Raw genomic sequence first — 15,748 nt, forward strand, 5'->3', positions numbered from 1 at the left:
CGGGAATTGCCCTACGACCAACGATGGATCGAGTATTGCGCTGTCACGCCGATATCACCTTCGAGCGACGGCGGACACGTTGTACAGCAAATGCATTTCGTCCTTTCTTCACTTAATTGACCGCCACGCCCGCCGCTCCGCCCCCGCTCAAGCGCGGACGGAGTCTGCATGGACGCAGCAGGACCTGGATGTTCCAGGGACATCGTCAACGAAGAGGTCGACCATGAATTCCTTTCTGCAACGCTACAACGTCGGACGCCGCCTCGGCGGCGCCTTTGGCCTGCTGATCCTGCTGTCCTGTGCGCTGATCGCCACGGGATTGCTGTCGATGGCACGCGCGCGCACCGAGTTGGACAACATCGTCAAGGTGAATATCGAGAAGACCCGCATCAGCAACGGGATGCTGGACGCCAATTCCAGCATTTTGATCGCGCTCGGCACCCTGGCAATGGAGACGCGCGAGGAACTCAACGATGAGGCATTGGCGGAAATCAAAGCGAAGCGCCAGCGCTATGCCGACTTCCGCAACGAACTGGAAACCTTTCCTCCCGCCAATGCGTATGCGGTGAAACTGCGTGCCGACATCGACGCCGCGCGCACCACCGCGCGCGCGATGAACGACGAAGTGATCGCGCTGGCCACCGCTCACCGCAACGCGGAGGCGCAGACGGCACTGAGCGAACGTTCGCGCCCGGCCATGCTTGCCTGGCAAGCCAAGATTCGCGACAACGTAGGTTTGCAGGAGTCGCAGATGAAGCTCGCCTATGCCAAGGCGACGCAGGCGATGGACAGCGGCCGCAACATGCTCATCGCCGGCGGCTTCGCGGTGCTGCTGGTCAGCGGCCTGCTGGCCTGGACCATTACCCGCAGCCTGACCGGACCGCTAGCCCGCGCCACCCGCGCTGCCGAGGCCATCGCTGGCGGCCGTCTGCACAACGACGTCGCCACCGACGCGCACGACGAGCCCGGCCGCCTGCTGGTCGCGATGGACGCCATGCAACAGCAGTTGCGCGCGGTGCTCGGTGCGCAGAAGGAGATGGCCCAGCGCCACGACGCTGGCGAAATCAGCTACCGCATGGACGAAAACGCCTTCCCCGGCGACTACGGCCGCATGGTCCACGACAGCAATGCACTGGTCGCTGCGCACATCGGCGTCAAGTTGCGCCTGGCGCAGATCATGGGCCGATATGCCATCGGCGACCTGTCCGAGGACATGGAGCAGCTCCCTGGTGAAAAAGCCGTGCTCACCGAGACCATGGACACTGTCAAGCGCAATCTGACCTCGATGAACAGTGAGATCAAGCATTTGGCCGGCGCGGCGGCGGCGGGCGACTTCGGCGTGCGCGGGGACGCCGAGCGCTTCCAGTACGATTTCCGTCTGATGGTCGAGAGCCTCAACCAACTGATGGCCACCGCCGACGGCAACCTGCAGGCGTTGTCGCAGATGCTGCAATCCATCGCCGCCGGCGACCTGACCGCACGTATGCACGGCCAGTTCCAGGGCGTGTTCGCCACCATGCGCGACGATGCCAATACCACCGCCGAACAGTTGGCCGCGATCGTCGGCCGCATCCAGACCGCGGCGGTGAGCATCAATGCCGCCGCCACCGAGATCGCCGCCGGCAACGACGACCTGTCGCGCCGCACCGAGCAGCAGGCCGCCAGTCTGGAAGAGACCGCCGCGTCGATGGAAGAACTGACCTCCACGGTCAAACAGAACGCCGAACACGCCCGCCAGGCCAACCAGTTGGCGGTGGGTGCGGCCTCGGTGGCTTCGCAAGGCGGTAACGTGGTCGGCCAGGTGGTCGAAACCATGAGCGGTATCCAGGCCTCGTCGAAGAAGATCGCCGACATCATCAGCGTCATCGATGGCATCGCCTTCCAGACCAACATCCTCGCGCTCAACGCAGCGGTGGAAGCCGCCCGTGCCGGCGACCAGGGCCGCGGTTTCGCCGTGGTCGCCACCGAAGTGCGTACCCTGGCGCAGCGCTCGGCCGGCGCCGCCAAGGAAATCAAGGGCCTGATCGACGATTCGGTCACGCGCGTGGCCGAAGGTTCGGTGCTGGTCGACCAGGCAGGCCGGACCATGAGCGAGATCGTTGCCTCGGTGCAACGCGTCACCGACATCATGGGCGAGATCTCCTCCGCATCGCAGGAGCAATCGTCGGGCATCGAACAGGTCAACCAGACCGTGATGCAGATGGACGAGACCACCCAGCAGAACGCCGCGCTGGTGGAGGAAGCCACCGCCGCGGCACGCGCGATGGAGGAGCAGGCTGGCCAGCTCACCAGCACGGTGGCGTTGTTCAAGATCGACAGCGCCGGCGTCGCTGTGGCCGGCGTGCGCGCTGCACCGGCATCGGTACCCATTGTTGCGGCCAAGCCGGCGCATGCCGCCAAGACGACGGCGCGTCCATTGCGGCAGCCGGCCAAGCGCGTCGCCGTCGCGGGCGGCGGGGACTGGCAGGAGTTCTGATCGGTTCGGTCGGTCGTCGGGCTGCCAGCCTGACGACCGGCCTCGGCGCCACGCGGTGTAGTTCGACCCGCGCGCCTCAAGGGCAAGACGCAGCTTGCCCTACTGCACAGCAGTGGATGTCGGAACAACGTCGGATTTCCCCCATCCTGCCAGGCGCGATGTAGCCGGCAGACAGCTTCCTAACCGACCGCCAACGATTCCGTGAGAAATGCTCAACTTCTCACCGGCATGTCGATATTGAGGGTGCGGCAAGGCATCGCCACGGCGCGTCGCAACTGCTGATTTGACAGCGCTTACGACCCGACTCCCCCTCTGTCCCAAAGGTCGGTTATGAACGCACTTCTGCAACGCTACAACGTCGGTCGGCGCCTGGGTGTGGCATTTGGCATCCTCATCCTGCTGTCCGGCCTGCTGGTCGCCATGGGGCTGTTGACCATGGCCAGGGCGCATCGCGAGCTGGACAGCATCGTCAACAACAACATGGAAAAGGTGCGGCTCTCCAACGAGATGCTCGACGCCAATACCAACGTGCAGATTGGGTTGATGGCCATCACCATCGTCGATGGCGACGCGGCCAACCAGAAGATGATCAACATGGTGAAGAGCAACCGTGCGCGCTACAAGGCCGCGCACGATGCCTTGTCGGCGATGCCGGCCAGCCCGGCCGAGCGCCAAGCCATGGACACGATCGAGGTCTCGCGCGCACGATCGGTGCAGCTGAACGACCAGGTTCTCGCGCTGGGCGAAAAGGACCAGAACGCGCAGGCGCAGGCGCTGTTGCTCGGCGATGCATCGGTGGCGATGGAGAAGCAGCAGGCCGCGATCCGCGCCAATGCCGATCTGCAGCGGCGCCTGAGCAAGCAGGCCTATGCGGTCTCGTCGGCGGCGATGGCGCGTGGGCGCATCGTCCTGATCTCCGGCGGCCTGGCCGTCCTGTTGGTCAGCGGCCTGCTGGGCTGGACCATCACCCGCAGCCTGACTGGACCGCTGAGCCGCGCCACCCGCGCCGCCGAGGCCATCGCCGACGGACGCCTGGACAACGACGTGAGCACCACCGCGCGCGACGAGCCCGGCCGCCTGCTGGTCGCGATGGATCGGATGCAGAACCAGCTGCGGCGCTTCTCCAGCGAAACCACATTGATGATCGAACTGCATGCGGACAAGGACATGAGCCACCGCATGCCGCAGGACTTCCCCGGCGTGTACGGCGAGCTGAGCAAGGGCATCAACACCATGATGTTCGAGCACCTGGATGCCATCGTCGACGCCATCGGCGTGCTCAACGAATACGCCAACGGCGACCTGCGCCGCGACGCCCGTCGCCTGCCCGGCAGCCGCGCGGTGCTGCACGAATCGATGGATGCGGCCAAGGCCAGCCTGCTGGCGATCAACACCGAGATCAAGCGCCTGGCCGCGGCGGCGGCCGCCGGCGACTTCAGCGCCCGCGGCGACGCAGCGCACTTCCAGCATGACTTCCGGCTGATGGTGCAGGACCTCAACGCGATGATGGACGTCAGCGATCGCAACCTCGGTAAGCTGTCGGCCTTGTTGCAGTCGATCGCCGCGGGCGACCTCACCGCGCGCATGGACGGCGAGTTCCACGGTGTGTTCGCGCAGATGCGCGACGACGCCAACGCCACCGCCGATCAGCTGACCGGCATCGTCGGCCGCATCCAGACCGCGGCGGTCAGCATCAACGCCGCCGCCACCGAGATCGCTGCCGGCAACGACGACCTGTCGCGCCGCACCGAACAGCAGGCGGCAAGTCTGGAAGAAACCGCCGCGTCGATGGAGGAACTGACCTCCACCGTGAAGCAGAACGCCGAACACGCGCGCCAGGCCAATCAATTGGCCGCGGGTGCCGCCTCGGTGGCCTCGCAGGGCGGCGACGTGGTCGGTCAGGTGGTCGAGACCATGAACGGCATCGAAGCGTCGTCGAAGAAGATTGCCGACATCATCGGCGTGATCGACGGCATCGCCTTCCAGACCAACATCCTGGCGCTCAACGCCGCAGTGGAAGCGGCGCGCGCCGGCGACCAAGGCCGCGGCTTCGCCGTGGTCGCCAGCGAAGTGCGTACCCTCGCCCAGCGCTCGGCCGGCGCCGCCAAGGAAATCAAGACCTTGATCGACGATTCGGTCGGCCGCGTCGCCACCGGTTCGGCCCTGGTCGACCAGGCCGGCAAGACCATGAACGAGATCGTCTCCTCGGTGCAGCGGGTCACCGACATCATGGGCGAGATCTCGGCCGCCTCGCAGGAGCAGTCCGCGGGCATCGAGCAGGTCAACCAGACCGTGACACAGATGGACGAGACCACCCAGCAGAACGCCGCCCTGGTGGAAGAAGCCACTGCTGCCGCGCGTTCGATGGAAGAGCAGGCCGTGCAACTGAGCGATGCGGTCGCGCTGTTCAAGATCGACAATGCCGCCGCGATGGCAAGGCCTGCGTCTGTCCGCACTGCGCCGGCCGCACGGAGCGCCAAGCCGCCGATCAAGACCGTGGCGAAGGCCGGCGTCGGCCCGCAAGCGCCGACCGCGCGCCGCGCGACCGTGGCCGCGACAAGCAATGGCGATACGTGGCAGGAGTTCTGATCCCACGGCGACCAGTCGCCTGGCGCCGCCCCCGCAAGGACGCGCCTGGCAGCCGATCGACACTGCGATCGGCTGCCGTCTCGCAATGTCCCAAGGCTCACGCCGATGCCGCCACGGTCTGCCCGGTTTGACTGCAGCCGTGACGGCCTGAGGCTTCATCCCAGCCTCATCTCGGACGTCACCGACAGTCCCTCACACGGGTAAGCGTGCAGCCCGCCACGACTCCGCGGTCGCGGTCATCGGCAATGCAATGCCTCGCTCAAATCCACCCGACCATGCAGGCAGCCGACGCTGCAATCCGGGGTCGCCCCATCGAACAACGCTGACCCGACGCCGCTGCCCGGCCGAGAAGCGCCGACCACCGGGCACGCACGCGAAAAGACTCACGCATGCTGCATCCGGGCCACGCCCGGCCGCGTATGTCCCGCCCGATGCATCCCTCTGCCAAGGGTTGCACAGCATGGGCGGCGGCTTAACGCAGTCATGATGACAGCTTCAACATTTGTCTACGACGGCCGCTAAAGATCTGCCCGACCCGGTCGAGCGCCGCCGATTCCATCGCATGCGCGCGCCTGGACAGGCGAAGTTCCGCGGCCATCCGGTTGCACCCCGCATTCCCATGGCGCGGTTCCCTGTGGATCGCCCGCCTTCTTTCGCTCTTCCTCAGAGACCCGCGCAATGACGTCGCATCCCGCGAACCACGCCGCTCCGCCCGCCTCCGAACACCGCTCCCGTTTGCGGGTCTGGCACGACCTTCCCATCGCGCGCAAGCTCAGCCTGATCGGCGTCCTGGCCTTGATCGGGCTGGCCATTCCGCTGCTGCTGTACACGCGCACGCTCAGCGACGGCGTGGAGGTCAGCCGCGCCGAACTGCGCAGCTACGCGCCGCTGCGCGACATGCTGGTCCTGCTCGGCGCGCTGCAGGAAGAACAGGTGGGCGACGCCGCAGACGTGGCGAAAGCACGCGACACCGCGGACCGGGCGCTGCGCGAACTGCAGCGGACCGTGCCGTCCCTGCCCGGCTTCGACCGCAGCACGGCGGCGCTGGCGCAGCTGCAGCAGACCTTGCGGACCAGGCGCAACGATTTCGCGGCGGTGGCGGACCAGGCCGACGACGCGCTGGATGCCCTGCGCGACGACAGCCAGCTGGTCTATACGCCGTACGTGGAAAGCTACCACCTGGTGGTCAGCAGCCTGATCTACGCCCCGGTCACCAGCGAAACACTGACCCGGCTGGATGCGATGCACACGCCCTCCCAGGCCGGCGCCGAGACGCCGATGCTGCACGCGCAGATCGCCGAACTAGCCCGCGATCACGCGCGCCTGCGGCAGGAGCTGAAGAAGGCGCTGGGCCTGCTGGAGCAACCGGATCCGGCCTTGTCGCGTGCGGTCGCCGCCGAGGCGGCGGTCGCCGATCGCGCGCTGCCGCAGCTGGCGCAGGCCCTGGACGGCGGCAACGCCGATGCCGATCAACGTTGGGACGCGGCCCTGCATGGCTGGGACGACGCCTTGCACAGCCTCAGTGCCACCGGCTTGCAGGCGCTGCAGCGCCAATCGCAACGGCACCTGGACGCCTCGCTGCAGGCGATGTGGACCGCCGTGGTCGGGCTCAGCCTGTTGACCCTGCTGATCGCGGCGGTGTGCGTGCATACCCTGATCACCCTGACCCGCAACGTGCGCCGCGCCGCCAGCGTCGCCGCCGACATCGCCGAGGGCCGCCTGGACGCCCGCATCGTGGTGCGCAGCCGCGACGAAAGCGGGCGACTGCTGGCCGACATGCAACGCATGCAGCAACAGCTGCGCGAGGTGCTGGCCGCGCAGACCGAGATGGCCAAGTGCCACGATGCCGGCCAGACCAGTTACCGCATGGACGAAAGCACCTTCCCGGGCGACTACGGGCGCATGGTCCGCGACAGCAATGCGCTGGCCGCATCGCACATCGCGGTGACCGAGCGCCTGGCGCAGATCATGGGCTGTTACGCCATCGGCGACCTGTCCGAAGACATGGACCGCCTGCCGGGCGAAAAGGCGCGTCTCACCGAGACGATGGACACGGTCAAGCGCAACCTGACCGCGATGAACACCGAGATCAAGCACCTGGCCGGCGCCGCCGCGGCCGGCGACTTCAGCGTGCGCGGCGATACCGCGCGCTTCCAGTACGACTTCCGGCTGATGGTCGACAGCCTCAACCAGTTGATGGCCACGTCCGACGGCAACCTGCAGGCGCTGTCGTCCCTGCTGCGCGCCATCGCCGCGGGCGATTTGACCGCGCGCATGCACGGCGATTTCCAGGGCGTGTTCGCGACCATGCGCGACGACGCCAACAGCACCACCGAACAACTGGCGACGATCGTCGCGCGCATCCAGACCGCCGCAATCAGCATCAACGGCGCCGCGGCCGAGATCGCCACCGGCAACGACGACCTGTCGCGCCGCACCGAACAGCAGGCAGCGAGCCTGGAAGAAACTGCGGCCTCGATGGAGGAGCTGACCTCCACGGTCAAGCAGAACGCCGAACGCGCGCGCCAGGCCAACCAGTTGGCCGCCAGCGCGGCCTCGGTGGCCTCGCAAGGCGGCGACGTGGTCGGCCAGGTGGTGCAGACCATGAGCGGCATCGAGGCGTCGTCGAAGAAGATCGGCGACATCATCAGCGTCATCGACGGTATCGCCTTCCAGACCAATATCCTGGCGCTCAACGCCGCGGTCGAAGCCGCGCGGGCCGGCGAACAGGGTCGAGGCTTCGCCGTCGTGGCCAGCGAAGTGCGCACGCTCGCGCAGCGCTCGGCCGGCGCCGCCAAGGAGATCAAGGGCTTGATCGACGATTCGGTCGAGCGCGTCGCCGAGGGTTCGGCCCTGGTCGAACGTGCCGGCAACACGATGCAGGAGATCGTGACCTCGGTGCAGCACGTCACCGACATCATGGGCGAGATCGCCGTCGCCTCGCAGGAACAATCGTCAGGCATCGAACAGGTCAACGGCACCGTCACCCAGATGGACGAGAGCACGCAGCAGAACGCGGCGCTGGTGGAAGAAGCCACCGCCGCGGCACGTTCGATGGAAGATCAGGCCGGGCAGCTGCGCCAGGCGGTGGCGGTGTTCAAGGTGGAAACCGCGTCCTCGGCGCCCGCGCCGGCGGTGCTGTCCCCGCACGGGCCGGCGCACACGCTCGCCTGAGCCTGCGCGCGAGGGTCACCCTGGAGCCAGCCTGCCGCCTGCCCGGCACCGGCCGGCGGCGCCACGCCTGCCACCGACGCGACAACTGGAAAGACCGATCGGCTGCGGGCGTCCCGCGGCCGATCGTTTCCAAGCCTGAGACATTCAGCTTCGGTACGGACACACCAAAGCGGTATCGTGACCACAGCGTGAAATGGAATGAATACCACCTTAAGGAACGATGGTCGCTGTCGATAACGTGAACAGCCGGTAGATGCCGGCGCCGCCCAGGCCGGTCTTCCATGCAGACACGCCCCACCGATGCCGACCGATCGCGGCACGTTCTGCGATTGCCGGCGGGCCTGTTGCTGCTGGCGGTCTGGAGCGTCTGGGCCGTCGCCCACCTGGTGGCGTCTGCCACGCCGCCCCCGGCCGACAGCGCCGAGGCCATCCGTGCGCGCCTGCTGGCCTTCGCGCCCGCCGCCGTCACCGCCGGCCAGGCCGTCGCGTTCCGCCTGCGCGTGGCCGACTGCGCATGCGCCGCACCGACGACGGCGCCACTGCCGGGCATCCGCAGCGTCGACCTGCGCGACCGTGCGGCACCACCGGCCCTGCCCTATGCGCTGATCGTCTTCGATGCGCAGTCCCGCCTGATCTATGCCGGCCCGGCACAACTGGCCGGCTGCGGCAGCTCCATCGCCGCCGCCACGCTGATCCCCCGGCTACTCGCCACCAGCGGCGTCTCGCCGCTGATCTCGCCCGCCTCGTGCGGATGTCCCATCGACTCCAAGGAATCCCTCGCATGAGCGCGTCGCCTCACCACGGCAATTTCCTCATCGGCAACGAGCGCTACGTCTATCTGCAGAAACTGGCGGCCCAGGCCGACCGCCTGTTCGTGGTGGTGGCGGTGCTGGCCACCCTCGCCAGCCTGGGCGCCGCCTGGCATCAGGGCACGTGGACGTTGTGGCTGACGGTCAGCCTGCCGACGTTGGCGGTCATCGCGCTGCAGGTGAAGCTGTATCCGGGCAGCCTGCTCAGCCGCTGTACCGTGGCGCTGGGCCTGATGGTGCTGGCGGCCGCGCTCATCCAGCAGGCCGGCGGCATGATCGAGGTGCACTTCGGCGTCATCCTGCTGATCGCGCTGTTGCTGTACTACCGCGACTGGCGGCCGATCATGGTCGCCGCCGCGGCGATCGCCGTGCATCACGTGTTGTTCTTCTGGCTGCAGCATCGCGGCCTGCCGGTGCGCGTGTTCACCGCCGAGGCCGGAATCGGCATCCTGGCGATCCACGCGTTGTACGTGGCGGTGGAAGCGGCGATCCTGGTGCCGATGGCGGTACAGATGCGCCGTCAACTGCTGGATGTGGGCCACGACCCGCACGATCTGGCGCAGGCCGCACGCGCCATCGCCCAGCAGCAGCCGCTGCCGGCCGCGATCCGCGCACTGACCCTGCCGGAAGGCTCCATCGCCCACACCCTGGTCGCCGCCAATGCGCAACTGCTGCACAGCCGCGAGCAGGACAGCGAGGCCCAGCGCGAGACCCAGCGCATCCGCAGCGCGCTGGACGACGTCACCACCAACGTGATGATCGCCGACGCCGAGCGCCGCATCGTCTACGTCAACCGGCCGCTGCTGCAGATGCTCAGCGACGTGCAGGAGGATCTGCGCCGCGATCTGCCGCAGTTCGATGCCAGCGCACTGCTGGGCCAGACCATCGACGTGTTCCACCGCCACCCGGAACATCAGGCGCGCATGCTCGCCGAGCTCAAGGGCACGCACCGTGCGCAGATCCGCGTGGGCGGCCACACCATGCGCCTGATCGTCAATCCGGTCACCGACGCGGCGGGCAACCGCCTGGGCTTCGTGGTGGAATGGGCCGATCGCACCGAGGAGGTGGCGGTGGAAGAAGAGATCGCCGGCATCGTGCGCGGCGCAGTCGCCGGCGACCTCGGCGGGCGCATCCGCCTGGACGGCAAGCACGGCTTCCTGCTGCAGTTGGGCGAACAGATCAACGCCATGCTCGCTGCCAGCGCCTCCGGCCTGGGCCACATCCAGCAGTTGTTGCGCGCGCTGGCCGAGGGCGACCTGTCGCGGCGCATCGACGCCGACCTGCAGGGCGTGTACGCGAACATGAAGGACGACGCCAACGCCACTGCCGAGCAATTGTCGACGATCGTGCGGCAGATCCAGGGCGCCTCCGATGCGATCAACACCGCGGCCGGCGAGATCGCCGCGGGCAACGACGACCTGTCGCGCCGCACCGAACAGCAGGCGGCGAGCCTGGAAGAAACTGCGGCCTCGATGGAGGAGCTGACCTCCACCGTCAAGCAGAACGCCGAGCATGCGCGCCAGGCCAACCAACTGGCGGTCGGCGCGGCGGCGGTGGCCTCGCAGGGCGGCGACGTGGTCGGCCAGGTGGTCACCACCATGAACGGCATCGAGGCGTCCTCGAAGAAGATCGCCGACATCATCGGCGTCATCGACGGCATCGCCTTCCAGACCAACATCCTCGCGCTGAACGCCGCGGTGGAAGCCGCGCGCGCCGGCGACCAGGGCCGCGGCTTCGCCGTCGTGGCCAGCGAGGTGCGCACCCTCGCCCAGCGCTCGTCGAGTGCGGCCAAGGAGATCAAGGACCTGATCGACGAGTCGGTCGGCCGCGTCGCCACCGGCTCGGCGCTGGTCGACCAGGCCGGGCGCACCATGAGCGAGATCGTGACCTCGGTACAGCGGGTCACCGACATCATGCGCGACATCGCCTCGGCCTCGCAGGAACAGTCGGCCGGCATCGAGCAGGTCAACCAGACCGTCACCCAGATGGACGAGGCGACCCAGCAGAACGCCGCCCTGGTCGAGGAAGCCAGCGCCAACGCGCGTTCGATGGAACAGGAGGCGGGCGAACTGGCCCGGGCCGTGGCATCCTTCACCCTGGAGCAGCGCTCGCCGTCGGGCGTCTCCGCCAGCGGCGGCAACGTGCATCCGGTCTACAAAAAAGCCCAGCTCAGCCGATAGCATGCGTGGGGCGTGCCGATGCGGTGCGGCCCCACCCACTTCCCGTACGCACTGTCCACCATGGCCGAAGGCACTCCCAGCGACTCCCCCGTCCCGTCTTCGCCGGAAGAAGAGGTGGAGGACGACCGTTTCCTGCTGGACAAGCCGCGACAGATCCGCCAGTTGCTGCAGTCGCTGATCCAGCAGCGTTCGCAGGTCAGCGCGCACGTGGGCGGCCGCGACCAGGCCTTCTCGACCGCGCTGCTGGCGCTGGACGAGGACGAAGTGCTGCTGGACCTGAGCGTCAACGAAGCCTCCAATCGCGCCGCCGAACAGGCCGAGTACCTGCTGTGCTTCGCCCAACTGGACAAGGTACGGGTGCGTTTCCGCATCGAACATCCCCAGCGCGTCGAACACGACGGCCAGCACGGCTTCCGCGCCCCGCTCCCGGAATCGCTGTACTACCTGCAGCGGCGCGAGCATTTCCGCCTGGAGACCCCCATCACCGACTCGCCGCTGTGCGTGCTGCGCATCGAGGACGACGCCGGCCAGGTCGAACTGAAGCTGCGCGTGGTGGACATCAGCGGCGGCGGCCTGGCGGTGGCGCTGGTGCACGGCCAACCGATGCCGAAAGTGCAGGAGCGCTACCCGAACTGCGTGCTGCAGTTGCCCGATGCCGACGCCATCCGGCTGACCCTGCAGGTCTGCAACATGTATGTCTCCAAGCTCGCCAACGGCCAGGACACGCTGCGGGTGGGCATGCGCTTCCTGGACCTGCCGCGCGGCGCCGACGCGGCGATCCAGCGCTACGTGTTCCGCATCGAGCGCCAGCGCAGCGCCCGCAAGAGCGGCGTGCTTTCCTGAACGCCGGGCCCGGCCAACCGGCCGAGGTCTAAAGTTCGGCGGCCCCGCGCCGATCTAGCATCAGAGTCGCGCTTCCCCAATTCCGCCACCACCGCAATTCCGTGCGCACCAGGAGCACACGATGAACGACAAGACCACCTCCACCTCCGGCGCCACCGGCGGCGAATTCCTCAGCTTCACCCTCGGCGAAGAACACTACGGCGTGGATATCCTCAAGGTGCAGGAAATCCGCGGCTACGACTCGGTGACCCGGGTCCCGGACGCCCCCGAGTACATCAAGGGCGTGATCAACCTGCGCGGCACCATCGTGCCGGTGATCGACCTGCGCCTGAAGCTGCGCCTGAAGGAGGCGCGCTACGACGCCTTCACCGTGATGATCGTGCTCAACGTCGAGAACCGCGTGGTCGGCATCGTCGTGGACAGCGTCTCCGACGTGATCCCGCTGAACGAAGAGCAGATCCGCCCGACCCCCGAGTTCGGCGCCGCGGTCGATACCCGCTTCATCTCCGGCATCGGCACCCAGGACGACAAGATGTTGATCCTGCTGGACATCGAGACCCTGCTGGACAGCGCCGAGTTCGGCCAGCAGCACGCCCACGTCGACGAAGCCGCCTGACGGCGACGGCCGGCCCGGCTGTAGACGAAACCCGCCTCACGGCGGGTTTTTTATTTGAAATGCGAACTGTTTATCACTTGTGAGAATCAAGTTAACCGGTTTCAGGCCGATAGCTGAAAGGTGGCTGGCCATCACACAGCCCTCACTTCAGCCCCCGTCCCCAAGGAGTCGTTCCATGAAACCGAGCTTTCCCATGCTGCTGGTCCTGCTGCTCGCCGCCAGCCCCAGCACCTTCGCCCAGTCCCAGCAGATGATCCCGCCGGAGATGGCCACCCGCTTCGTCGGCAAGGACGGCATGGTCTGCGGCAAGGTCGAGAAAGCCAAGTACGCGCAGAACTCCGAAGGCGAGCCGACCTTCCTGTACATGGGCGGCATGTTCCCGCGCCACACCTTCTCCGCCCGCATCGCCGGCGCCGACCGCAGCAAGTTCGGCTTCGCGCCGGAGACCCTGGAAGGCAAGGACGTCTGCGTGATCGGCAAGATCGAGCGCGACAGCTCGCGTGCCGAAATCCAGGTCAGCGCGCCGTCCAGCCTGAAGCTGGCGACCATCAAGTAAGCCTTTGCGCCGCCGCGCTGGACCCGCACAGACGGTCCGGCACGGCGGCGTTTGTCGTTTTTGCCCCTTGTCGCCCCCCTCCGAATTACGGGAACCGCTCATGCAGTGGATAAAAGATCTCAAGGTGATGCCCAAGCTGATGCTGGCATTCGGCGTCGTGCTGGCGCTGATGCTGATCCAGGGCGTGGCCGCCTATCGCGGCCTGAACGCGCTCGATGGCGTGACCAAAGACGTATCGACGCAGGTGGTGCCGAGCGTGCGCACCGGCGGCGAAATGCGCGGCATCCTCGGCGAGTACCGCAATGCCGCCTACCAGAGCCTGATCCGCAGCAGCGATGCACTGAAGAAGGAATCGGCTGCGCGCCAGGCCGCGCTGAAGAAGCAGTTGGATACGATCCTGGCCAAGTATCCCCCCAGGATCGCCAGCCCGCAGGAAAAGGCGCTCTATGATCGCCTGGTCGCCGACTGGAAGAAGGCCAGCGCCTCCTACCAGTCCGTCGACGAAATGCTGCAGCTGGATCTGCACGACGATGCCATCGACACGTTCACCGGCGAGACCCGCACCCTGCACAACAAGGTGATGGATGACGTCATCGCCCTGATCGGCGAGAACGACCGCCAGGCCAAGGCCGCAGCCGACGCCGCCAGCGGCACCTACCGCAAGGCCGCCGCCACCCTGCTGGTCTGCCTGCTGATCGGCTTTGGCGCCGCGATCGGCATGGCCTTCCTGTTCGGCCGGATGCTGGCCAACAGCGTGCGCGATGCGGTCAAGGTCGCCAGCGATGTCGCCGGCGGCAAGCTCGACGGACATATCGACGCCAACGGCAAGGACGAAATCGGCGAGCTGATGCAGGCGCTCAAGCGCATGCAGCAGGACCTGCGCGGGCGCATCGAGCGCGACGCCGCGGTCGCCTCCGAGAACCTGCGCATCCGCACCGCGCTGGACAATTCCTCCACCGGCATGTTCATCGTCGACCTGGACTACAACATCGTCTACGCCAACCCGTCGATGCAGGGCCTGGCCGACAAGTACGCCCAGCAGATCCAATCGGTGGCGCCGGCCTTCGATTCGAGCCTGCCGCTGGTGGGCTCGCCGGTCACGGTACTGGAGTACCGCAACCAGCACGACCCCAAGACCCTGTCGGAGTTGGAAAAGAACGGCGTCATGGAGCGCGAGATGGTCTATGCCGACGCGCGCATCGCCCAGACCATCACCGCCATCCGCGATGCGCATGGCAACCACATCGGCTTCGTCTGCGAAGCGCGCGACCGCACCCTGGAAGCGCAGGTCGAGCAGGAAGTGGCCAAGATCGTGCGCGAGGCCGCCGCTGGCGACCTCAGCGGGCGTGTCGGCGTGGAAGGCAAGCACGGCTTCTTCCTGCAGCTGGCGCAGCAGCTCAACGGCCTGCTGCAGGCCAACGGCGACAGCATCGGCGAAGTGTCCAAGCTGCTGACCGCGCTGTCGCAGGGCGACCTCACCGCGCGCATGCACGGCGACTTCCAGGGCGTGTTCGCGACCATGCGCGACGACGCCAACGCCACCGCCGAACAGCTGGCGGCCATCGTCGGCCGCATCCAGCAGTCGGCGAACGCGATCAACGCCGCGGCCGGCGAGATCGCCGCCGGCAACGACGACCTGTCGCGCCGCACCGAGCAGCAGGCCGCCAACCTGGAAGAGACCGCCGCGTCGATGGAGGAACTGACCTCCACCGTGCGCCAGAACGCCGAACATGCGCGTCAGGCCAACCAGCTGGCCGCAGGCGCGGCCTCGGTGGCCTCGCAGGGCGGCGACGTGGTCGGCCGCGTGGTCGAGACCATGAGCGGCATCGAAGCGTCCTCGAAGAAGATCGGCGACATCATCTCGGTGATCGACGGCATCGCCTTCCAGACCAACATCCTGGCGCTCAACGCGGCGGTGGAAGCGGCACGTGCCGGCGAACAGGGCCGCGGCTTTGCGGTGGTGGCCAGCGAAGTGCGCACCCTCGCCCAGCGCTCGGCCAACGCCGCCAAGGAGATCAAGGGCCTGATCGACGCTTCCGTGGGCCAGGTGACCAACGGCTCGACCCTGGTCCGCCAGGCCGGCCAGACCATGACCGAGATCGTCGCCTCGGTGCAGCGCGTCACCGACATCATGGGCGAGATCGCCGCGGCCTCGCAGGAGCAGTCCGCCGGCATCGAGCAGGTCAACCAGACCGTCACCCAGATGGACGAGACCACCCAGCAGAACGCCGCCCTGGTGGAAGAAGCCACCGCCGCAGCGCGCTCGATGGAAGAACAGGCCGGTCAGCTGACCGAGGCCGTGTCGATCTTCCGCGTCGAGCAGTCGGCCCAGGCCGCGGTGGTGCATGCACCGCACGCCGTGGCCGCACCCCGTCCGGCACCGGTGGCGAAGAAGCCTGCGGCTGTCGCCTCCGCCAAGCCGGCGCCGGTGCGCGCCCGCAAGGTCGAACCGGCGCTGGCCGATTCCGACTGGCAGGAGTTCTGAGACCGGCCCGGCCTGTCGCT

Annotated in this window: 9 protein-coding genes; all 9 read left to right on the forward strand. The window is 67.4% G+C overall.

Annotated features, from left to right (window positions below; translation table 11 throughout):
• Positions 1-223 precede the first annotated feature (223 nt).
• The 9 genes from GGR64_RS16155 (at position 224) to GGR64_RS16195 (ending at position 15,728) form a co-directional block, all read left to right on the forward strand.
• Entirely contained in the window at positions 224-2,476 is a 2,253-nt protein-coding gene (locus GGR64_RS16155) for a methyl-accepting chemotaxis protein (RefSeq protein WP_184647089.1), read from the forward strand.
• Positions 2,477-2,806: 330 nt separating this feature from the next.
• On the forward strand, positions 2,807-5,065 hold the full coding sequence (locus GGR64_RS16160) for a methyl-accepting chemotaxis protein (protein WP_184647091.1): 2,259 nt from the start codon (positions 2,807-2,809) through the stop codon (positions 5,063-5,065).
• Between the two features lie 678 nt (positions 5,066-5,743).
• The gene (locus tag GGR64_RS16165) at positions 5,744-8,239 is read left to right on the forward strand and encodes a methyl-accepting chemotaxis protein (protein ID WP_184647093.1); all 2,496 of its coding nucleotides are present in this window, start codon (positions 5,744-5,746) and stop codon (positions 8,237-8,239) included.
• Positions 8,240-8,520: 281 nt separating this feature from the next.
• Positions 8,521-9,024, forward strand: a complete 504-nt coding sequence (locus GGR64_RS16170; RefSeq protein ID WP_237475344.1) for a hypothetical protein — start codon at positions 8,521-8,523, stop codon at positions 9,022-9,024.
• Positions 9,021-11,228 carry a methyl-accepting chemotaxis protein gene (locus GGR64_RS16175; RefSeq protein WP_160967785.1) on the forward strand — a complete coding sequence of 736 codons (2,208 nt, stop codon included), beginning with the start codon at positions 9,021-9,023 and terminating at the stop codon, positions 11,226-11,228. Before GGR64_RS16170 ends, GGR64_RS16175 begins: the two co-directional genes overlap by 4 nt.
• A gap of 60 nt (positions 11,229-11,288) precedes the next feature.
• On the forward strand, positions 11,289-12,071 hold the full coding sequence (locus GGR64_RS16180) for a flagellar brake protein (protein ID WP_184448125.1): 783 nt from the start codon (positions 11,289-11,291) through the stop codon (positions 12,069-12,071).
• A 121-nt stretch (positions 12,072-12,192) separates the two neighbouring features.
• Complete coding sequence (locus GGR64_RS16185) at positions 12,193-12,687, forward strand: chemotaxis protein CheW (RefSeq protein WP_019796102.1); 495 nt, start codon at positions 12,193-12,195, stop codon at positions 12,685-12,687.
• Positions 12,688-12,880: 193 nt separating this feature from the next.
• Positions 12,881-13,243 carry a hypothetical protein gene (locus GGR64_RS16190; RefSeq protein WP_017910574.1) on the forward strand — a complete coding sequence of 121 codons (363 nt, stop codon included), beginning with the start codon at positions 12,881-12,883 and terminating at the stop codon, positions 13,241-13,243.
• 100 nt (positions 13,244-13,343) lie between these two features.
• Positions 13,344-15,728: a methyl-accepting chemotaxis protein gene (locus GGR64_RS16195; protein WP_184647095.1), complete on the forward strand. Its 2,385-nt coding sequence runs from the start codon at positions 13,344-13,346 to the stop codon at positions 15,726-15,728.
• Positions 15,729-15,748: the final 20 nt, after the last annotated feature.

The sequence above is a fragment of the Xanthomonas sp. 3307 genome, from assembly GCF_014199735.1.
Classification (GTDB): Bacteria; Pseudomonadota; Gammaproteobacteria; order Xanthomonadales; family Xanthomonadaceae; genus Xanthomonas_A; species Xanthomonas_A rydalmerensis.